Source organism: Mycoplasma yeatsii GM274B (genome assembly GCF_000875755.1).
GTDB classification, from domain to species: domain Bacteria; phylum Bacillota_I; class Bacilli_A; order Mycoplasmatales; family Mycoplasmataceae; genus Mycoplasma; species Mycoplasma yeatsii.
This window is the reverse complement of the sequence record NZ_CP007520.1, coordinates 135,216-157,935: the sequence shown is the minus strand read 5'-3', so window position 1 is coordinate 157,935 and position 22,720 is coordinate 135,216. Positions and strand designations below refer to the sequence as shown.

The 22,720-nt window shown below is 28.3% G+C and carries 18 protein-coding genes and 1 other annotated feature; of the genes, 3 read left to right on the top strand and 15 right to left on the bottom strand.

Features of this window, described 5'->3' with window-relative positions:
* Nucleotides 1-162: 162 nt before the first annotated feature.
* The 4 genes from upp to rpiB all read right to left on the bottom strand — a co-directional run bounded on the left by upp (nt 163) and on the right by rpiB (nt 4,705).
* On the bottom strand, nt 163-786 hold the full coding sequence (gene upp / locus MYE_RS00670; protein ID WP_004428096.1) for a uracil phosphoribosyltransferase: 624 nt from the start codon (nt 784-786) through the stop codon (nt 163-165).
* A gap of 91 nt (nt 787-877) precedes the next feature.
* Entirely contained in the window at nt 878-3,028 is a 2,151-nt protein-coding gene (locus MYE_RS00665; protein WP_042733123.1) for an LTA synthase family protein, read from the bottom strand.
* 11 nt (nt 3,029-3,039) lie between these two features.
* Nucleotides 3,040-4,281, bottom strand: a complete 1,242-nt coding sequence (locus MYE_RS00660) for a serine hydroxymethyltransferase (protein WP_042733122.1) — start codon at nt 4,279-4,281, stop codon at nt 3,040-3,042.
* On the bottom strand, nt 4,265-4,705 hold the full coding sequence (gene rpiB / locus MYE_RS00655; RefSeq protein ID WP_004428109.1) for a ribose 5-phosphate isomerase B: 441 nt from the start codon (nt 4,703-4,705) through the stop codon (nt 4,265-4,267). The genes MYE_RS00660 and rpiB overlap by 17 nt, the downstream gene beginning before the upstream one ends.
* 81 nt (nt 4,706-4,786) lie before the next feature.
* Here rpiB and MYE_RS00650 point away from each other — a divergent pair, with 81 nt between their 5' ends.
* Complete coding sequence (locus MYE_RS00650) at nt 4,787-5,083, top strand: rhodanese-like domain-containing protein (protein ID WP_042733121.1); 297 nt, start codon at nt 4,787-4,789, stop codon at nt 5,081-5,083.
* A gap of 34 nt (nt 5,084-5,117) precedes the next feature.
* Here MYE_RS00650 and purB read toward each other — a convergent pair whose 3' ends face one another.
* The 9 genes from purB to MYE_RS00605 form a co-directional block, all read right to left on the bottom strand.
* Entirely contained in the window at nt 5,118-6,413 is a 1,296-nt protein-coding gene (purB, locus tag MYE_RS00645) for an adenylosuccinate lyase (RefSeq protein WP_042733120.1), read from the bottom strand.
* Entirely contained in the window at nt 6,406-7,704 is a 1,299-nt protein-coding gene (locus MYE_RS00640) for an adenylosuccinate synthase (protein WP_042733119.1), read from the bottom strand. The genes purB and MYE_RS00640 overlap by 8 nt, the downstream gene beginning before the upstream one ends.
* Nucleotides 7,705-7,806: 102 nt before the next feature.
* Complete coding sequence (gene rpoC / locus MYE_RS00635) at nt 7,807-11,574, bottom strand: DNA-directed RNA polymerase subunit beta' (RefSeq protein ID WP_042733118.1); 3,768 nt, start codon at nt 11,572-11,574, stop codon at nt 7,807-7,809.
* Nucleotides 11,575-11,585: 11 nt separating this feature from the next.
* Nucleotides 11,586-15,449 carry a DNA-directed RNA polymerase subunit beta gene (rpoB, locus tag MYE_RS00630; RefSeq protein ID WP_042733117.1) on the bottom strand — a complete coding sequence of 1,288 codons (3,864 nt, stop codon included), beginning with the start codon at nt 15,447-15,449 and terminating at the stop codon, nt 11,586-11,588.
* A 21-nt stretch (nt 15,450-15,470) separates the two neighbouring features.
* On the bottom strand, nt 15,471-16,625 hold the full coding sequence (locus tag MYE_RS00625) for a hypothetical protein (RefSeq protein ID WP_052491378.1): 1,155 nt from the start codon (nt 16,623-16,625) through the stop codon (nt 15,471-15,473).
* A 209-nt stretch (nt 16,626-16,834) separates the two neighbouring features.
* Nucleotides 16,835-17,203 (bottom strand): 50S ribosomal protein L7/L12, encoded by a 369-nt coding sequence (rplL, locus tag MYE_RS00620; RefSeq protein WP_042733116.1) that lies wholly within the window; start codon nt 17,201-17,203, stop codon nt 16,835-16,837.
* A gap of 67 nt (nt 17,204-17,270) precedes the next feature.
* Nucleotides 17,271-17,771 (bottom strand): 50S ribosomal protein L10, encoded by a 501-nt coding sequence (rplJ, locus tag MYE_RS00615; protein WP_004428127.1) that lies wholly within the window; start codon nt 17,769-17,771, stop codon nt 17,271-17,273.
* A gap of 25 nt (nt 17,772-17,796) precedes the next feature.
* Nucleotides 17,797-17,935: a sequence feature (ribosomal protein L10 leader region), on the bottom strand.
* Between the two features lie 109 nt (nt 17,936-18,044).
* Complete coding sequence (locus MYE_RS00610; protein ID WP_042733115.1) at nt 18,045-18,830, bottom strand: hypothetical protein; 786 nt, start codon at nt 18,828-18,830, stop codon at nt 18,045-18,047.
* 20 nt (nt 18,831-18,850) lie between these two features.
* Nucleotides 18,851-19,444, bottom strand: coding sequence for a folate family ECF transporter S component (locus MYE_RS00605; protein ID WP_236681626.1), 594 nt, complete (start codon nt 19,442-19,444; stop codon nt 18,851-18,853).
* A 1-nt stretch (nt 19,445) separates the two neighbouring features.
* On the opposite strand from MYE_RS00605, the gene MYE_RS04385 reads away from it, so the two are divergent.
* Both MYE_RS04385 and MYE_RS04280 read left to right on the top strand, forming a co-directional pair.
* The gene (locus tag MYE_RS04385) at nt 19,446-19,751 is read left to right on the top strand and encodes a hypothetical protein (RefSeq protein WP_042733114.1); all 306 of its coding nucleotides are present in this window, start codon (nt 19,446-19,448) and stop codon (nt 19,749-19,751) included.
* A gap of 66 nt (nt 19,752-19,817) precedes the next feature.
* Nucleotides 19,818-21,350 carry a hypothetical protein gene (locus MYE_RS04280; protein ID WP_042733113.1) on the top strand — a complete coding sequence of 511 codons (1,533 nt, stop codon included), beginning with the start codon at nt 19,818-19,820 and terminating at the stop codon, nt 21,348-21,350.
* 118 nt (nt 21,351-21,468) lie between these two features.
* On the opposite strand, the gene rplA is transcribed toward MYE_RS04280, so the two are convergent.
* Both rplA and rplK read right to left on the bottom strand, forming a co-directional pair.
* Nucleotides 21,469-22,149, bottom strand: coding sequence for a 50S ribosomal protein L1 (rplA, locus tag MYE_RS00590; protein ID WP_004428139.1), 681 nt, complete (start codon nt 22,147-22,149; stop codon nt 21,469-21,471).
* Nucleotides 22,149-22,577, bottom strand: a complete 429-nt coding sequence (gene rplK / locus MYE_RS00585; RefSeq protein ID WP_042733112.1) for a 50S ribosomal protein L11 — start codon at nt 22,575-22,577, stop codon at nt 22,149-22,151. The genes rplA and rplK overlap by 1 nt, the downstream gene beginning before the upstream one ends.
* Nucleotides 22,578-22,720 lie beyond the last annotated feature (143 nt).

The window sequence follows — 22,720 nt, the reverse complement described above, 5'->3', positions numbered from 1 at the left end:
TTAAACTATCATCTAAAATCTAATAACGTCTTTAACATTGACTATTAGAAGTGCGGTTTTTACTATTTAATTTTTAATTATTAATTTATTTTTGATTTTAATAATAAAAAACTCTTATGTAGAAATTAAATCTACTTTAAGAGTTTTTCAATTATCTAATTATTATTTAGTACCAAAAATTCTATCTCCAGCATCTCCTAATCCTGGAACGATGTAACCTTTTTCATTTAAATATTCATCTTTTGATGCAGCATAAATTTCAACATCAGGGTGTTGTTGTTGGATTTTTTGAATTCCATTTTCAACAGCTACTAAACAAACAAATTTAATGTTTTTAGCTCCTCATTCTTTAACAATATCAATAGCTTTACATGCACTTCCTCCAGTTGCTAACATCGGATCAACTACAATAACATAGCTTTTATCAATATCTTTAGTTGTTTTTGCAAAATATTGGTGAATTTCTAAAGTTTCTTCATCTCTATATAATCCAACGTGAGCAATTCTTGCTGTAGGAATTAATGCTTGAATACCATCTAACATACCTATTCCTGCTCTTAAAATAGGAACTAGTACAATTGGTTGATCAATTGTATAACCTTTAGTTTTTTGAATAGGTGTTTCAATTTCAATTTCTTGTAATTGTAAATCTCTAAAAATTTCATAAACCATTAATTGAGCGATTTCATTTAAATTTTCTCTAAAATCTTTTGATGAAGTTTCTTTTCTTCTCATTCTTGTTAACTTATCAATAATTAATGGGTGTTTTAATTCAGTAAATGCCATAATATTCTCCTTTTTATCTATTTTATTTTAATTTAAAAATTATGTAAATATTTTATTAGTTACAAAAAATTAAAAAGTGCTTAAAAGCACTTTAAATTTTATTAGAATATAATTCATTTAATTTATTTTGCATAAAGTATTTATCTTTAATGATTTTATCTTGTTTTATTAAATTATATTTATCTAAAACAGTATTTAAATCTATGTTTTTATCACTAATTTCATACATTATTTGATCTTTAGATGAATAAGTTGTATTTCCTAAAATAGAAAAATCATCAGTAATTAATAACATATTTCTAGGATCTAGATTATATGTTTTTTCATCTGTAAAAATGTTAGTTCCAAAATAATGATAATCTTTATTATTCGAAAATAACTCTAACATAGTTGCATAAATATCAATATGACTTCTAACGTTTTTATTTACACCTTTTAATATACCTTTAGCTTGATCGCTATTTTCATCGTTGTTTTTATTTGGAACATAAACAAAGGCAAGGATTTTTTGTCTTAGTTTTACATATTCTAATCAAGTTAGTTTCTTATTATAATAGATTTCTAAATCGTTTTTATTTAATCCAGTATGTGGATGATCACTATAAAACACAAACATAGTATCTTTTAGTTTATTACCTAATTTTATAAATTGTTTAATAACATTATCAAAATCAATAGCAGCATTTAAATATCTTCTACCTTCACTTGATAGTTTATTAAGATTATTATTTTCTAGTTCTACTTTATTTTTATAATAGTTAAATGGAGCATGTGGGAATAATAAATTTACATGAAAGAAGTTTTTATCTTTCTTGTTAGGATTTTTATTGTTAGTAATAACATTATAGATTAAACTAGGTAGTATTTGATCATTAATAACATCAGTATTAAATAAGTTTAAAGTACGTTTTATACTGTTTGATCGATCTAGATTTTTGATTTCTTTAAAGTTGAAAACGTTAAATTTATCATCATTTCTATATTTTTTATTGTCTGTAAAATAATATCTATTTTCATGACCTAAAGACTTTTCAAAGAAATGATTATAATGATAAAACTCTAAGTTGTTTGGTTCAAAAATATAGTTATTAAAATCACTTAATACTCTAGGTAGTGAGAATTGGATTTCACTTTTTGTTCTTTTTAATTCTTTTGAACTTACTCTATTTCCTGTTGGTATAATTCCAGTTGAAACTGCTAGTGTACCATCAGCTGAATTACCAACTCCAGCATTTGAATAAAAGTTATCTAATACATACGACTCTTTTAATAAACTTCTTAAGTTTGGTAGATAATCAGTGTTAGTAAAAATATTATCTTTACAACTAAACAAATGATTAGTTGATTCAAATTGAACATAAATTACATTTTTTATTGAATCTTTAATTTTATAAATTTCTGAATTAGCATTTAAATTCTTTTTATCATTACCTAATATATTTTTAGAATAACTATTTAATCTAGAATATTTATTGATATTTAATTTGTCTTTATCAATATCTAATTTTTGATTATTTTTAACAAATGGATCATAACTTGAATAAAGTACATAATTTAATTTACCCATCATTTGCATCATTAAAGTTTGATTAGATGATTCTACTTTAACAGTGTTTTTTAAGAAAGTATTATAATTTCAAAATGTTAAAAATGAAGTAGTTAATCCACCAGTAAACAAACACATAGAAATTAGAAATCTTTTAAATAATCTTATTGAAAAATTAGTTTTGTTTTTCTTAACATTAACATCTTTAAAATATTTCTTTTTCAAAATAAGATATGTTATTGCATAAATATCAAAAAGAATTATATAAATTATCAGAAGGTAAAATTTATACTCTAAAAAGTAACCCCCCCCCGCATCTTTTCCAGCATTTATATAAAATTGGCTAGCATTTTCTATTTTATGATCATAAAAAGGAAAGGTTGTTGTTGCATATTTTGAAACTCCAAAATTTAAGAATAGATAGACAATTAATAAAATTAGAACTAAGTTCATTAATAGAATTCTTATTAATTTATTTTTAAATAAAAGTATTACACTAAATAACATTAAAAGTATTGAGATATCTCCTATAATAGCTAATACTTTATGTTTTAAAGGTATGGCAAAAAACGTTACAGTTTGTAAATAATTACTATTTAATTTTGTATAAAGAAAAATGAAAAATAAACATAAAAAGATTACATATATAAATATATGTAAAACTTTGTCTAATATTTTTTTAGATTTTTGTGACATTAATTATTCTATTAATATTCTATGTTTTGATATATAGGGAATTGTTTACAAATTTCTGTTACTTGTTTAGATAATTGTTCTAAGTTTTCTTCTGATCTATCTTTTAAAGCACTACCTATAATTTGTGCAACTTTTATAAATGTATCTTCTTTAAATCCTCTTGTTGTCATTGCAGGTGTTCCAAATCTAACTCCTGAAGTATAGAATGGTTTTTCTTGATCAAATGGAATCATGTTTTTGTTTGCTACAATTCCAATTTTTTCAAGAGTTTTTTCTGCTACTTTTCCTGTAATTCCAATAGTTGATTTAACATCAATTGTTATTAAATGGTTGTCTGATCCACCAGCAACTAATCTAAATCCTTGATTTTGTAATTCGTTAGCAAACGCTTTTGTGTTAGCTACAATTTGTTTTGCATACTCAACAAATTCAGGAGTTGATGCTTCTAAAAATGCTTGAGTTTTTCCAGCAATTTGATTTTCTAATGGTCCACCTTGTGATCCGGGGAAAACTGCTGAGTCAACTTTTTTAGCATATTCTTCTTTACATAAAATAACTCCACCACGTGCTCCTCTTAAAGTTTTGTGAGTTGTAGTTGTTACGATATCAGCATATTCCATTGGGTTAGGGTGAACTCCAGCGGCAACTAATCCTGCAATATGAGCCATGTCAACCATTAACATAGCCCCTACTTTATCAGCTATTTCACGGAATCTTTTAAAGTCAATAATTCTTGAATAAGCACTTGCTCCTGCTACAACTAATTTTGGTTGGTGTTCTAAAACAATTTTTTCAATTTCATCATAATCTAATTGTTCAGTTTCTTTACTTACACCATAAAATCTAAAGTCATAACTTGATCCTGAAAAGTTAATTGGATAACCGTGTGTTAAGTGTCCTCCAGCATCTAAACTCATAGCAACAACTTTATCACCATGATTTAAAATAGCTCTATATGCAGCTTCATTTGCTGAACTTCCTGAGTGAGGTTGAAGATTAGCGTGATCTGCTTTAAATAATTTTTTAATTGTTTCGATTCCTAAACTTTCAATTTCATCGATAAATTCACAACCTCCATAATATCTTTTTCCTGGATATCCTTCAGCATACTTATTTGTTAAAATTGATCCATTTAATTTTAAGACTGCTTCTGAAACGAAGTTTTCGGATGCGATTAATTCTATATGATTTTGTTGTCTTTCTAATTCCTTTCTTAATGGAATTAATATTTTTTCATTAATTTTTGAATTCATTTAATGTACAAACCCTTTCTGTGTGTCGTCCTGCTTCAAATTCTGTATTTAAAAATGTATCTACTAGTTCTAACGATTTTTCTACAGCAATAAATCTTGCTCCAGTTGCTAAAATATTAGCATCATTATGTAAACGTGAAAGTTTTGCAGCTTGAGTTTCATAAACTAAAGCAGCTCTAGCTCCTTGAACTTTATTAGCAGCAATACTAATTCCAATTCCAGAACCACAAAGTACAATACCTTTACTATTTTTATCTTCTACAACATGTTTAGCAACATCATATCCTATATTTGCATAATTACATGATTGACCATCGCTATTTCCTAAATCAACAACTTCATAACCTTTTTCTGTTAAGTGTTTTTTAATAGCGTTTTTCATTTCAACTGCTGTATGATCGTTTCCAATATAAATTTTATCCATTTTTGCCTCCCAGTTTAAAAATATTTTACAACATTATTAGATAACATTTATACTTAAGTAAAATATTAGTAGGTGAATGGTGTGAATAAAATTAGTATTTCAAATGAAGAGTTTTTTCAACTTATAGATCAAGGTTGAAAAGTTATTGATGTTAGAGATCAATATGAATATCAAAACTTTAAAAGATTTGAACCAAGTGAAAATATTTCATATCCTGAAGTTATAAATAATCCGCAATTTAGATGACCTGATATTAATGAAAAATTAATTATAGTATGTAATCACGGAAATAGATCTGGGCTTACTGCTAGGTTCTTACAAAAAATGGGTTATAAAAATGTTTTTGTTTTAAATCGCGGAATTTATTCATTAGACTAATAAAGTAAAAATCATGCTTGTGCATGATTTTTATCTATTTAAAAACTCTACTAAAAATATAATCAACATGTCTTAAAAAGAAATTATTATCAAATAAAGATTCTAGTTTTTCTTTTGCTACATAATTTGTTAGTGAACTTTGTAAAACTTCATTTTTGAAATCTAATTTATCTTTTAGACATTTTAATGTAATTGCTTGAACTTGATCATAAATTTCTTCTCTAGTGACATTTTTACAATTTATTAAAATATAAGTTAATATTCTTTGAGAAAAATAAATATTTTTAGCTTCATTAATATGATTTAACATTTGTTGATGATTAATAACAATATTTTCTAGTGTGTCATTTGTTCTTCTAATTACATAAACTAGTAAATTAAATATTTCAGGTAAATAGATTCTTTCATTTGATGAATGTGAAATATCTCGTTCATGTCATAAATTATTATTTTCTAAAACTGTTAAAACTTGAGATTTAATATAACGACTTAAACCAGCAATATTTTCACTTGAGATAGGATTTTTCTTATGTGGCATTGATGAACTTCCTTTTTGATTTTTACTAAATCCTTCAGCTAATTCATTAACATCACTTCTTTGTAATAATCTAATTTCAGTTGAGATTTTTTCTAAAGTTGTTGCAATATTTGCAAATACTTCAACTAAGAATATGTGTCTATCTCTTTGACAAACTTGAGTTGATAAATTGTCAACTTGCATATCTAATTTGTCAGCTACATATTTTTCAACTTCTACTTCTAAATTAGCATAATTTCCCATAGATCCAGAAATCTTAGCTACTTCTATATCTTGTTTAGCTAATTTGAAACGATTAATTTGTCTTTGAATTTCATCAAATCATAAAGCAAACTTTAAACCTAAACTAGTTGGTTCTCCATACATTCCATGAGTTCTTCCCATGATTAATGTTTTTTTGTTTTCTAATGCTATTTTTTTAAGAGTTGAAGAAATATTTTCTAATTCTTTTTCAACAACAATATTAGATAGTTTAATTAAATAGTTTTGAGCTGTATCTACAATATCAGTTGAAGTGATTCCTAAGTGTATCCATTTACTTTCATCATTTAATTGTTCAGATAACATTCTTGTAAAAGCAACAACGTCATGTTTTGTTTCAGCTTCAATTTCTAACATTCTATTTAGATCTACTTTTAAATTGTTGTTAATTTTATCAATATCAGTTTTATCAATATAACCTAATTTTGATCAAGCTTCGCAAACTAGTTGTTCAACTTTTAGTCAAACATTATATTTGTTTTCATCACTTCATATTTTTGCTATTTCTTTAACTTCGTATCTTTTAATCATCAAATTCACCTTTAATTAAAATTGTTTGCTTACGATCTGGTCCAACTGAGAATCCTAAGAATGGAGTTTTTACAATTTCTTCAATTTTTTTCATGTATTTTTGAGCATTAATTGGAAGTTGGTCAAATGAAGTGACTTTAGTAATATCTTCATTTCATCCATCAACTTCTTCATAAATTGGTTTACATCTTTTTAGATCTAAATCATTTGCTGGCATTGAATGAATAATTTTTCCATCCAATTCATAAGCTGTACAAATTTTAATTTTTTCTTCAGTATCTAAAACATCAAATAATGTTAAGAATAATTCATCAATTCCACCAACTCTAATTGCATATTTTAATGCAACTAAATCTAATCAACCTATTCTACGTGGTTTTCCTGTGTTTGATCCATATTCTCTACCACGTTCTCTTAATTTATTAGCTAAATCACCTATTATTTCAGTTGGCATACCACCTGATCCAACTCTAGTATTATATGCTTTAACAATTCCAACAACTTTATTGATGTGTTTTGCATGAACTCCTACTCCAATTGAAGCGTTGTTTGCTGAACAGTTTGATGAAGTTACAAAAGGATAAGTTCCATGATCTATATCTAATAAAACACCTTGTGCTCCTTCAAATAAAACGAATTTATCATCTTCAATTAAGTTAGCAACTTCATAACCTGAATCTATAATATTATTTTTAATTACTTCAAAATTAGTCATTAATTCATTATAAATTGGTTCTAATTTTAATGGTTCGTGATTATAAACTTTAGTAATAATTTCATTATGATATTCTATGTTTTCTTCTAATACTGCTTTAAAGTTTGGTTGTAAAATATCACAAATTCTAATACCATAACGAGCAGCTTTATCTGAATAAGTAGGACCTATACCACGTTTAGTTGTTCCTATTTTATTTTCTTTTCTAGCTTCTTCTTGAAGTTCATCTAATAAAGTGTGTCATTCAAAGATTAAATGTGCTCTATCTGAAATATAAACATTTTTAGTATCTATTCCAGCTTCATTTAATCTTTTCATTTCAGCAACTAAGTTTTTTAAATTAACAACTGTACCATTACCTATAATGTTTTTAACATCAGCATTAAATACTCCTGAAGGTACAATAGTTACTTTATGTCTTTTATTATTAAATTCAATCATGTGACCAGCATTATCACCACCAGCAAATCTAACTACAGCATCTGCTTTTTGAGCAAAATAATCAGTTATTTTACCTTTTCCTTCGTCACCTCATTGACTACCTACAACAACAAGCGACTTGTATTTTCTTTTCATAAATTTTCTCCTTAAAGTATATAAATTTATTTTACAATATAAAATTCTTTTAATTCTATATTAAAAAATCTTATGCTTTTAACATAAGATTTTTAGTTATTATTAATACTCGTTGTTGTGGTATTCTTCAGCTAATTTTTCAATTTCACTTGTTCCTGTTAAACCGGTTCCTGCAGGGATTAAGTTTCCTAACATAATGTTTTCTTTTAATCCTTGTAGTTTATCTTCTTTTCCTTTGATAATAGCTTTTGTTAACACTCTAGCTGTATCTTGGAATGATGCTGAAGATAATCATGATTCTGATTCTAATGGTGCTTTTTTAATACCAAAGATTTGAGCAACTGATAATGGAGGTCTTTGTCCATTAATAATACATTTTTGCACAGCTTGTTTTCAATTTTGAATTGTAACAATTTCACCTGGTAATAAGTCTGAGTCACCACTGTCAGTAATTTTTACTTTGTTTAACATTTGTTTAATAATGATTTCGATGTATTTATCTGAAATTTCAATACCTTGTAAACGATAAACTTTTTGAACTTCTTTTAGAATGTAGTTTTGAACATCTTGAATTCCACCAACTTCTAATAATTGATGTAAATCAATAGCTCCTTCAGTTAATTTTTGACCTACATGAACATGTTCACCATTTTCAACACGAAGAATTGAGTTGAAATCAGTTTTGTATCTTCTGATTGTATCGTTTTCACCAACAATGTTTATTACATAAATTCCGTTGTGATCTTCAATGTTTGATACTACTCCATCAATTTCTGAAATAATTGCAACTGATCCTTTTGGTGTTGTAACGTCAAGTAATTCTTTAATACGAGGTAACCCTTGAGTAATATCGGCATTACCAGCAACCCCTCCGGTATGGAAGTTACGCATAGTAAGCTGAGTTCCTGGTTCTCCGATTGACTGAGCAGCAACAACTCCAACAGGTTCTCCAACTTTTACTAATGAAGCAGTAGCTAAGTTACGTCCGTAACATCTTTGACATACACCACGTGTGTTATCACAAGTTAATACTGAACGAATTAATACATTTGTAATTCCTGCTTTAACAATTTTTTCAGCAATGTTTTTGTCAATCATTGTATTAGCTGCAACAATTAAATTATTATCAGCATCATAAATATCAGCGAATGCAAAACGACCATCTAATCTATCTTTTAATGGAACGATAACGTTATCGTGTTTTGTATCAATAATTGCTGATACTTCGAATCCTTTAGTTGGTTCACAGTCTTCGTTTACAACAACAATTTCTTGTGAAACGTCAACTAATCTTCTTGTTAGATATCCTGAATCGGCAGTTTTTAAGGCAATATCGGCCATACCTTTTCTAGCTCCGTGCGTTGAAACGAAGTATTCTGACACAGTTAATCCTTCACGGAATGATGATTTAATAGGGATTTCTTTAATATCTCCTTTGGTATCGTTCATCAATCCACGCATACCTACTAACTGAGTGAAGTTAGATACGTTACCACGGGCTCCTGAATCCACCATTACAAAGATTGGGTTTTTTACATCTTTACGTAATACTGTTGATAATTCGTTTTGGATGTTATCTTTGATTGTTGATCAAACTTCGATGATTCTACGTTTTTTCTCACTAGCAGTTAACATACCCATGTTGTAGTATTCAGTAATTTGTTCAACTTTAGCATCAGCTTCTTTGAATTCATCGTATTTGTGAGTAAAGGCAACAACGTCACCAGCAGAAATAGTAGTTCCTGATTTTGTTGAGAAGTGGAATCCTAGATCTTTCATTTTATCTAGCATTTCAGCTGTTTTTCTTGCTCCATAAGTTTGGAAGTATCTTTCAATAATAATTGATAATTCTTTTTTCTTAATTGGTTGTTGAATTTCAACGTTATTAATTGCATCATTAATGTTTTGGTTGAAATCATAAATAAACTCAGGTAATACTTCTTCAGCATTTCAAATACTGTTTGAGTTAATTCATGGGAAAGTTTTATCAAAGATTTCATTGAAGTATAGTTTACCAACTGTTGTTAATAAGTATGAATTTTGTCTTTGTTCTTTATTGTTGAATTTTTCTTCTGGAAGTGCTGATAGTGGTATACCAATTAACGCATTTAATGAAACTTGCTCATTTTTGTAAGCTGTGAATGCTTCTTGAATAGATGCAAACATCATACCTTGACCTTTAGCATCTTTTTCTTCGGTTGTAACGTAGTAGTTTCCTAAAATGATATCTTGACCTGGAGTAACAATTGCTTTTCCATCTTTAGGACCTAGAATTGCATTTGATCCTAACATTAAGGCTCTTGATTCGGCAATAGCTTCTTTTGTAATAGGAACGTGAACGGCCATTTGATCCCCATCGAAGTCAGCGTTAAACGCAGTTGTAACTAATGGGTGTAAACGGATTGCTTTTCCTTTAACTAATTTAGGTTCGAATGCTTGAATTCCTAAACGGTGTAAAGTAGGAGCACGGTTTAAAAGAACTGGTCTTTCTTTAATAACTTGTTCTAAAGCTTCTCAAACTTTAGGGTCATTTTGTAATACCATTTTTTCAGCAACTTTAACGTTTTCTGCATATTCATGTTCTTGTAATCATTGAATTACAAATGGTTTGAATAATGTAATAGCCATTTCACGTGGTAATCCTGCTTGATACATTTTTAGATCTGGTCCAATCGCAATAACTGAACGAGCAGAGTAATCAACACGTTTTCCTAATAAGTTTTGTCTGAAACGACCTTGTTTTCCTTTTAAAACACTTGTTAATGATTTTAAAGGACGTTTATTTTTACCTTGAACTGGTTTTGGTTTACGTTCATTATCTAATAAGGCATCAACAGCTTCTTGTAACATACGTTTTTCGTTGTTAACAATAATTGATGGCGCTCCCATTTCTTTAACTTTTTTAAGTCTTTCATTTCTGATGATAATTCTTCTGTAAAGATCATTAATTTCAGAAGTAGTGAATCTACCACCATCTAATTGAATAATAGGACGAATGTCTGGTGGAATAACTGGAATTACTCTCATAACCATTCATTCTGGTCTTTGGTTTGAACGTCTTAAAGAATCAAGAGTTTCTAAACGTTTCATTAATTTAGATCTGTCATTTGGAGATTTTTTAAGGTTAGATAGTTCAGCTTTAATAGCTTGGCTTTCTTTTTCTAAATCTATTTTTTTCAATAGATATTCAACAGCTCTTGCTCCAATACCAAATTTAGCACCTGTATACTTACCAATTAAAGTAGTTGCTTCATCAATAGAAAATGGAATATTAGTGTTATTTAATTCTTCTAATAATCTGTTTGCTTTTCTAGTATCACGGTGTTCTGGATCGTTGATTATGTTAATAACTTCTAAAATTGTTTCACGTAATTTTTCACGTGTTTTATTAATTTTAGTTGAACCTAGATCTAAAACTTCTTTTTCAGCAAAGTGTTTTGAATCTCCAGCTTCTAAAACGATGTGTGAAACAAAGTATACTACTTCTTCTAATTCTTTAACTTTTAGATCTAATAAAGCAGCAATTCTGTATGGTGCAACTTTTAACATTCAAATGTGAGTTACTGGTTCTTCTAATTCGATGTGTCCCATTCTTTCACGTCTTACGATTGCTTCAGTTAGTTCAACACCACATTTTTCACATTTTTTACCTTTATTCATAGGGTTTGCTTTTTTATATCTACCACATGAACATTCATAGTTTTTAGTTGGACCAAAAATTCTTTCATCAAATAATCCATCTTTTTCAGCTTTTAATGTCTTATAGTTGATAGTTTCTGGTTTAGTAACTTCTCCGTGTGATCAAGAACGGATAGTATCAGGGTTTGCTAATTCAATCTTAATAGATTTTTTGTTTTTTATGTTTTCCATGTTTCCCCCTATTATTCTTCATCTTCTTCATTAAATCCAAATGATTCTAAGATATCTTTTTCATCAATGTAAGTTAGATCTTCTAATTCTTTTTCAACATCTTGGTTATCAATTGATAGGTTTTCTACTTCTAGATTTTCATCATCAAATAATTTTGATAATTGCTCTTCTTCTTCATATGCATTAATTGATAATTTATCACCTTGTTCATCAATCATATACATATTGAATCCTAATCCCATAATTTCTTTTGAAAGAACGTTGAATGATTCTGGAATTCCTGGTTCAGGAACACGTCTTGATCTAACAATAGCTTCATAAGTTTTTGAACGACCTTTAATGTCATCTGATTTAATTGTTAGAATCTCACGTAATGTGTGAGCAGCTCCATAAGCTTCTAAAGCTCAAACTTCCATTTCTCCGAAACGTTGTCCCCCGTTTTGAGCTTTTCCTCCTAAAGGTTGTTGAGTAATTAATGAGTATGGTCCTACGTTACGTGCGTGAATTTTGTCATCAACCATGTGTGATAGTTTTAACATATACATCACACCAACTGCGATTGGTTTATCAATAGCTTCACCAGTTTTACCATCAATTAAAGTAACTTTTCCATAATTTGTCATTCCAGCTTCAGCCATTATTTCATCTAATTCTTTTTCATTTAATCCTTCAAATACCGGAGTAATTATTTTTTCATTTATTTTTTTAGCAGCCATTCCTAAGTGGATTTCTAGAATTTGACCGATGTTCATACGTGAAGGAACCCCTTGTGGGTTTAACATAATGTCAACTGGTGTACCGTCTTCTAAGTGAGGCATATCTTCAACTGGTAGAATTCTTGAAATAATACCTTTGTTTCCGTGACGTCCTGACATTTTGTCACCTTCTTGGATTTTACGTTTTTGAACGATGTAAACTTTAATTACTTCTACGATATCTGCTGGTAAATCAATACCATCTGGATTTGATGCAGATTTAGCTTTGAAACGTTTAATTGATTGAACAATTCCTTCTCCACCGTTTGGAACTCTTAATGAGTTGTCTTTAACGTTTCTTGATTTTTCACCAAAGATTGCATGTAATAATTTATCTTCTGGTGATAATTGAACTTGACCTTTTGGAGTAACTTTACCAACTAAAATATCTCCAACTTTAACTTCAGTTCCAATAGCTACGATTCCTTCACTATCTAAGTGTTTTTTAGCTTGTTCACTTACGTTTGGAACTTCACGTGTAACTTCTTCTAGTCCTTGTTTTGTGTTTCTTACTTCGATTGTGTATTCATCGATGTGAATTGAAGTGAATCTATCATCCATTACAACTCTTTCACTCATAACAATCGCATCTTCGAAGTTGTATCCATTATAAGTTGAAAAGGCAACCACAACGTTTTGACCAATAGCTAATTCTCCTTGATCCATTGATGGGCCATCGGCAATAATTTCACCTTTTTTAACTACATCACCTTTTTTAACAATTGGAGCTTGAGTTAATGAAGTACCATTATTTGATCTTTCAAAATCAGATAATGTATAAGTTTTAATTCCTGATTCTCCTTGAATTGAAATCATTTTTGAATCAACGTATTTAACGATTCCGTCTTCTTTAGCAACAACCGCTTCTCCTGAGTCACGAGCAGCTTCAAATTCAATACCAGTTCCAACAAATGGAGATTCTGGTCTAATTAATGGAACAGCTTGACGTTGCATGTTTGCTCCCATCAATGCACGGTTGGCGTCATCGTTTTCTAAGAAAGGAATTGCTGAAGTGGCAACAGAAACGATTTGTTTTGGTGAAACGTCAATATAATCAATTTCATCAATTCTAGCCATGTAGTCATCACCATTAAAACGTGAAACTACCATTTCATCTAAGATTTTTCCATTTTCATCTTGTTTAACGTTTGATTGAGCAATAACAAATTTTCTTTCTTTATCAGCTGTTAAGTATTCAACTTGATCATTTTGAATAACTCCGTTAACAACTTTTCTATATGGAGTTGTAATAAATCCGTATTCATCAACTCTTGCATAAGTTGATAAGTTATTAATCAATCCGATGTTTGGTCCTTCTGGAGTTTCAATAGGACAAATTCTTCCATAGTGAGATGGGTGAACGTCACGAACTTCTAGTCCAGCTCTATCTCTTGATAATCCACCAGGTCCTAAAGCTGTTAATCTACGTTTATTAGTTAATTCTGATAATGGGTTAATTTGATCCATGAATTGTGATAATTGTGATAAGTTAAAGAATTCACCAATAATCGCTGTTAAAGGTTTAGCGTTGATGATTGTTGAAGTTTTAACTTTGTATAAATCACTTGTAGCTAATTTTTCTTTAACATTTTTGTCAATACGGTTTAATCCCATTCTGAATTGGTTTTGTAATAATTCTCCAACCGTTCTTACACGTCTGTTTCCTAAGTTATCAATATCATCAATTTCACCAATGTTGTATTTTAAGTTTAATAGATATGAAATTGTTGAAATAATATCAGGAACTGTAACAAATTCTTCAACGCTTTCTTTAGTGATTCCAACTAAAGTAGTTACTTCATTTTTTAGATCATTATCTTTATAAACTTTAAGTGTTTGAACTTTTCTACTTCCATTGATTTCTTCTAAATAATTAACATCAATTGTCATTACATCAGTATCTAAAATATCTGAAATTTCTTTAATGTTTGATTTGTTAATTTCAGTATCTTTTTTAACTAAAATGTTGTTGTTAGCATCAACGATGTCTTCAGCTATAATTCTTCCAAAAATTCTGTTTTTAATAGCTAATTTTTGTTGTAATTTAAATCTTCCAGCTTTTGTTAAATCGTATTTACGTTTGTCAAATAAAATACCGTTAATGAATTTAGAAGCACCTTCACTAGTTGCTGTTTCACCTTGTCTAATTTTTTTATAGATTTCTTGTACTTGGTGTGCTCAATCAACTTGTTGATCTCCAAAACTTGTGTCTTGTTGTAAAGTTTCATTTATAACAGCATCATTATTAAAAATTTCTAATATTTGTTTTGAACTAATTCCTAAAGCTGTTAAAAGAGAAGTTGCAGTAGTTTTTCTTGATTTATCGATTTTTACATATAATGGATTGATTGCATCAACTCCAGTTTTTTTAGAATCTGTTTCAAATTCTAATCAAGTACCACGACTTGGAATGATATCTCCAGAATAAATCATTTCTCCAGTTTTTCTGTTTAATTCTTTATTAAAGTAAGCACCTGGAGATCTAACTAATTGAGAAACAATAACTTTTTGTGAACCATTAATAATAAATGTTCCAGCTTCAGTCATTAATGGGAAATCTCCTAAGAAAACTTCACCTGATTTATAAATTGAAACATTTGCAATTAATGATGATGCTTTGTTTTCAATAATATCAATTTGGATTAGATCTGGTTTTTCAGCTTTTTTAATAGTTACTTCAAAAAAGTATGAATCACCAGCACTTTGTTTAAATGCTACTTGATTACTATCTGTTCTGTTTTTTAATCATATAGTTAATGATTTTTTAATATCTTTTTCATCAAAACCTTCGAAATCTTTTTGAATTTCTTCAGTTCTATTAACAGATAATTTTAAGTTTGCATAAATTGGTGCATCATAAATTTTTGATTCTTCTTTAGCTTTTCTTACACTAATTCTTGGTTCTTTAAAACCTCAATTTTCTAATGTTAAAACACTAGTTCCATCCATTGATAAAATAGGGAAAAACTCATCTAAAACTTCTTGAATACCTTGTTGTTTGAATCAGTTAAATGTTTCAGTTTGCACTTCAATTAAGTTAGGTAGAGATAAATTACCTGAAACTTTAGCATAGTTACGTCTTTTAACTCCACGGTTAATTTGTTGAATTTTGTAAGCCATTGTATAGTCCTTTCTCATTTACTATTTGACTAGAAATCTAGCTTTTTCTAGATCTTTATCATAAAAACTATATTTAATAGTTTGATTACCTATTTTTTGAATAACATTTTTAGTAATCAGTTTATCTAATATTTTTTCTAGTTCTTGATCACTAAGCAATTTAATTTTATTTATTGTTAATAAATTTTTAATACTACTTAATGATAGATTTTCTGTTTTTTGAAGCATCAATACAAGTAAAATAAACGTCTGATCATCTTCAAAAATTCACATTCTATTTTTTCTATCTTTTAATATTCATTTATAAATGTGTGAAGCATGATAATAAAAATTTATATTCTCAACATAATAATGCTTAATCATATTTAAAGTTTGATTAACATCCAACTCTTCATTAATTAAATTATTTATATTATCAATAAAGTTATTTCAATTTTTGGCGATTTGATATAGAGGAATAACTATTTTTTTACTTTCATTTCTTTGGAATGAAAATCATTGTGTAAATAAAGTTGAAAATGTTAAATTATAACTTTTAAAAGGCGATATAAGCATTACTACAATAAATAAAATATATGCTTGTGTGTAACCAGATAACATCTTGCTATCCATGTCTTTTAAATAATCAAATAATGCATTAAACTCACTATCAATATCAGATGCAGACAGCGTGTTTTCTACAATTGTCTTATCAGTTGGCGAACGATAGTAATTAGTTTTAATATCTAGATCGAAATCTAAATTTTGCAATAAGATGTGCACAAACATCTCAAAGTTATTTTCATCTAATACTATTTTAGGCATTTTTATAAATTCGTATGCATAAATGGTGTTGTAAATAATGTTTTCAATTTCTGTTTCAGGTCTTTTTCCTTTTTTAATATTTTTAAAAGTATAAAGAACTTCGAAAAATGAATAATTTAATTTTTTCTCTAAAAATAAAAGTAGACAAAACTCAAAATCAAACAACTTTTCTTCGACTACCGGTTCAACAAATTCATCATAAAATGCTTTTGTGTAATCATACAAAAATCGATCTCGATCAACTTGGTTGACTAGATCATATGATAATTTATTTCTTGTTGATATTGGTATTGTTGTTTTGAATGTGCTATTTTTTAATCTTTTTAGTATGTTGTTTAATGACTTTGTTTTTAAAAAGTAATCAAAACGCATTTATACATCCTCTTATAATCGCCAAATAATAAGAAAGAGAATAGCAGAAGCTCTTAACGACTAAACTATACTCGATTTAATTAATTTTAATGTTTTTTAGCAAAAAGTCAATAGAGTTTATTGATTGTTCTTAAATATTGAACAAAGCAAAAAAATATAAAAAAGAGTTACAAAGTAACTCTTTAAACTGTTAATTATTACAATAGAAATTATTTAATGTCTACTGAAGCTCCAGCTTCAACTAATTTAGCTTTGATTTCTTCAGCTTCTTCTGGTTTGATGTTTTCTTTAATTACAACTGGCATTGCTCCGTCAACCATTTTTTTAGCGTCCATTAATCCAACTCCAGTTAATTCTTTAACAACTTTAATAACTGCAACTTTTTGTGCTCCTGCAGATGTTAAAAGAACTGAAACTTCACTTGGAGCTGCGTTTCCTGCTTCTGGAGCAGCTGCTGCAGCAACACCTACTGATGCAACAACACCAAAGTGATCTTCGATTGATTTAACTAAATCGTTTAATTCGTTTAATTTCATTTCTTCTAATGCTTTAATAATATCTTCTTTAGTAATAGCCATGATTTTTCTCTCCTTTATAAACTAATTTAATTGATTGCTATCAATACACAAATTTTTTTAAATTCTATTAATTGCTTTTAGTTTCAGCAACTGCGTTGATTGCTGCCATAACTTTTCGTAATGGGTATAGTAAACTTGAAGCAAACATTGAGTATAGTTCTTCTTTTGAAGGTAAAGAAGCAACTTCGTTGATTCCAGCTGTATCAACAACTTTTCCTTCGTAGATACCAGCTTTTAATTTAAGATTTTCATTTTTCTTAGCAAATTTTGCTACTAATTTAGCAGCACTGATGCTATCTTCGTTTGAAAATATAAATACGTTTTGTTGAGTTAAGAATGGACTTAAATCAGTTAATCCTAATTCTTCAACAGCTCTTCTAACAAGAGAATCTTTATAAACTTTAACGTCAATATTTTGTTTTAAAGCTTCTAATCTTAATTCTGTCATGTCAGCAACTGTTAAGTATTTATATTCAGCAACAGCAACACCTTGAGCGTTTTGAATTTTTGAAACAATTTCAGAAACTATTTCAGCTTTTTTAGCATGATTAGGTCTTGAGTTTGACATCTAAATTCCTCCTTTGTTCTATAATTAACTTTAATAAAAACCTCGGTTAGTAACTAATAAACTAAACCGAGGATAAAACAAAAAAATGTTTTTTAAAAAGAATTCCTCGGTAACATTATTAAGGTTATACCCGTTACTGTCTTCGGTATTAATAGCCTTATTAATAGTATCACATAGTGTATAAAACTGCAATATAAACTTAAAAATAAGAATTCTGTAAAATTTAGATATGTAGAATTTAAAAAAACCAAGTATTTTTACTTGGTTTTAAAACTAATTATTTTGTTTTTTATTTTTAGATGCTTGTTTATATTTTCTAATAAGTGGTAAAGTAAGACTACCTAATATTCACGCTGAAGCAAGTGAAACTATAACAATAAATGCTGTATCAGTACCTTTATCTTCTTGTTCTACTTTTACTATATTAAATCGAACTGTAACTGAACCTTCATAATTAGTTGATTCAGCTTTTGCACTTATTGTTGCAATAAGTTGTTTGGCTATACCTTTTTCATTATTTTTAACAGTATATTCTTGCATTATGATTTGATCTGCAATTAATTTAGTTGTAGTTTTACTGTTTGCAATGTTTATTGCATTTAAAACATCATTTTTAGAAATTGTAGGTGGTAGTTTTGGTGTTTCATACCTAACTTTTTCTATTACCTTAACAAGTTCATCTAACTTAAATTTAACTTTTGGGTTAACTTTGAAAGTAACTTCAATTGATCCTGTGTATTCTTTACTGTCTTTTTTAGCTGAGATTTCAGCTTTTTGATCATCTATTTTTTTTACATGCAATTGTTTAATATCTAAAGATTGTTTATTTTTTCTATTAATTGCTGTAACTATATCTTGATCAGAATATTTAAGAATATCACCTATATTTTTTTCTGTAACTAATTTATCTAAAGATTGTTTCTCTATTTTATTTTCTGATTTTAAAACAACATGATTTATGTGTGTATTTGTTTGTTTATTTTTATTCAATAAACTAGGAGCTAAAGTTGTTGATAATAGTAAAGTTGAAATAGTTAAAATACTTAAAAATTTCTTCATAATTTTTTTATAAATAATTGTTATGATACTTTTCGTTTATTTTCAACTTTTACTACATTTTCAACTCTATTTTTTTCTCATTTATCAGATAAGAATTTTGGTGCTCCTTTTCTAGCACATCATAATTGATGCTCTATTTTTGGATTGTCTCTTAAAACAATTCAACATATTTCAAAACAAGTTATTACTAATGCTGAATAAGATACTCATTCAATAGGAACAAGTATAGCTCTTTGAATCATCTTAGCAACAATTAAACCTTGTTTAGTTCCTGTTGCTCCTCCATATGAAGCAAATGATAATGGTGTAATAACTAGTAAGTGTAATGCTACTGAAGTTAACATAAATGCAGCAATACTTAAAATAAAGTATAGTTTTTTATCTTGTTTTGGTAAAAATACCATTGCACCTAAAAAACCGTACATAACTTTAATTAATGTAAATCCAAAGTGTGGAACTCCTCCTGAAATTAATAATCCAGTAAGATCACTTAATAAACCAGCTAATGGTCCAGCTAATGGTCCTAAAAGCATTCCACATAAGAATAATAAGAAATTACCTAATTGGATTTTGAAACCAAATACTTTAGAATATCCAATCACATTAGTTGCAATAATGCAAAGTGCAATTAATACTCCTAGTAAAGATATAACTTGAATTGTTATCTTACGTCAAAAATGACGATCTAAAAGATATCCAATAACAAAAAATGAAATAATAAATAAAATCGCTACTGCGTTTGCAGAAAAGAACGTAAGTTTGTCTGCTATTTTAGGTCCGTTTCCTGCTAATAATGCTAATGAAATGAAATCAATCAGTCTGCCCTTCTATAATATATATTTGAGAATAAATTACTCAAAAATTATTATAATGATATTTTTTAATAAAAAAAGATCTCTTTTAAAGAGCCTGGAATATTAAACAAAATGATACCTTACCAATTATATGTTTTGGATCCAAAACATATAATTGGTAAAGGAGGTTAGAATGTTTACTATTTTAGACAATAAGTCATATGCACAAATTAAAAAACGTATATTAGATATCTTTGCAAAAGATCCTAAAAGATCATATTTATCAATAGCAAAGCAATTTAATAAATCTGTTTCTACTATAAAAAGATATAAGATAGAATATCTTGATTTTATAAATAATGGAAAGGAGATAGTCCTTTCTCATAAGAATGTAAATAACAAGAATGCACAAAAATATAATGATGAAACAATATACAACTTAGGTGAAATTTATCAAAGTGAAATGAAAATAACAGGAGGAGAGAACAATAATGGTAGTTGTTCATTTTTGACGTTGAAAAATTATCACAGTTGTTTAAAAGAAAAATTTGGTTATGAGATTTCATATTCAAATTTAGATAAAAGATTAATAAAACAAGGTTTTGCTAGTGCATACTGCAAAAGAACAACAAGAAAAGAAGTTAAAAAGATAAGAAAACAAAACGAAGAAAACAAAATTATTAAGTATAGCAAAGAGCTGGTTTTTTACACTCCAAAAGTTGTAGAAAAACATAGATTAGCAACAGCTAATAACTACAAATTCGGACAAGTTTTAGAAGTTGATGGGTGTACTCACTACTACTTTCAAAACGATACAATTGCAACATGTGTTGCTGTTGTAGATGTAGGAACAAATAGAGTGTTAGATATGTATTTCGAAAGCCAAGAAGAATCTCTAAACTCATATCAAAGAATATTTGAAAATGTTTTTCAAAAATACGGCTATCCTATGAGAATAATCACTGATAATAGGGCTAACTTTAAAAAAGATGAAATAAACAACGCTAGAACGCGTATAGAGCTTGAAAAAAGGGGTATAGAAGTCGTTTCTTCATCAAACGCTAATGCAAAGCCACACATAGAAAGAAAATGAGATACAGTGCAAAAGAACGTTCCTTTTTATTTCAAACAAAAGAATATAAAAACAATTGAAGAAGCTAACGCGATAAAAGATGAGTTAATCGAATATCTAAACAGCATATGTAAAATACGTGAAAAAGAAAGCGTTTTTAGAAAACTAGAAAATGAGGCAGTTGAAGCTTTCTTTGACATACCTATTAAAAGAAAAATTATGAATGGAGTGGTGGAATATCAAAAGAATTATTATGCAGCAATTGATGAAAATGGGAAGAGATATAATTTCAAGAAAAATGAAAGTATTGAATTTGTTATAGGTGCAGATGAGAATCTATACTTTAGAACAGAAACTATGCGTTTTAAAGCTGAAATATTAGAAAAAGGATCTCATGAATGAGGAATGGTTGATATAGCAAAAAGAAAACAATTAGATGAAGAAAGAAAACATGACTTAAAAACCCTAGGGACAATAAATAAGACAAGATGAATTCATATGCTATTAGATAAAACTCTTAACACAATTAAAAAACACCCGAGTGGATTGCCTAATGAAGTAGTTGACGAACTATCAGGACTTGTCTCAGGTGTTAAGAATGAATGTTATCGCATATCATTCGAACTCAAAGAAAAATTAGGCTTATTGGATTAGTTTTATTTTCTAATTTCCTTTGATAAGATTATTATAACTTAAAAATTTAAAGGTTCATTTTGTTTAAAAACCCACGAATAAAAAAAGATCTCTTTTAAAGAGATCTATTATTAGTAAATTATAATTGAACTTTAATTCCTGGCCCCATTGTTGTTGAAACACTTACGTTAACGATGTAATCACCTTTAACAGTTTGAGGTTTAACTCTTCTGATTTCTTCAACAACAGTTTTGAAGTTTTCTTCTAATTTGTTTACATCAAATGATGATTTTCCAATAATTAGATGAACGTTTCCTTCTTTGTCAGCACGGTATTCAACTTTACCTTTTTTAATTTCGTCAATTGCTTTAGCAACATCCATAGTAACTGTTCCAGTTTTTGGGTTTGGCATTAATCCTTTTGGACCTAAAATTTTTCCGATTGCTCCTAATTTTGCCATCATTTCTGGAGTAGCAACAATAACATCAAAATCAAATCAGTTTTCGTTTTTGATTTTGTTGATTAAGTCTTCTCCACCAACGATATCAGCACCAGCTTGTTCTGCTTCTTTAACTTTAGTATTTGTTAAAACTAAAATTCTTTGGCTTTTTCCTGTTCCTGCAGGTAAAACTATAGCACCACGAATTTGTTGATCAGCTTTTCTTGGGTCAATGTTTAAGTTGAATGAAACTTCAACAGTTGAATCAAATTTAGTTGTTGAAGTATCTTTAGCTAATTGTAAAGCGTCTTGTACAGGATATAATTTGTGTTTTTCAACTTTAGCTAAAGCTTCTTTAAATCTTTTACTTATTTTAGCCATTATTTAATATCCTCCATACCTGTAACTTTGATTCCCATATTTTTAGCTGTTCCTGCGATTTGTTTCATAGCTGCTTCAATAGTGTTTGCATTTAAATCAGGCATTTTGTATTCAGCAATTTTTCTAACATCTTCTGCTGAAATTGTTGCAACTGTTTGAGTTTTTGCGTTGCTTGCACCTTTATCAATTTTAGCTGCTTTTTTTAACATAGCTGCAGCTGGTGTAGTTTTTAAAACAAAGTCAAATGATTTGTCATCATATGCTGTAATAACAACAGGAACAACATCTCCTGCTCTATCTTTAGTAGCATCGTTAAATTGTCTTGTAAATTCAGGCATGTTGATACCTAATGAAGCTAATTCTGCTCCTGGTTTTGCTTGCATAGCCATGAATTCTAATTTAGCTATACGTGTGATTTTTTTAGCCACGGGTTTTTCCTCCTTATATATTTAAGGTCGTTTTTTACTCGCTGTGGTCCGTATGAGTTACTTTAATATTAAAGAAACTCTCCCACAATAAAAATCGCCTACACATTATTATATAACAAATTTTTATAAATAAAAGAAGTTAT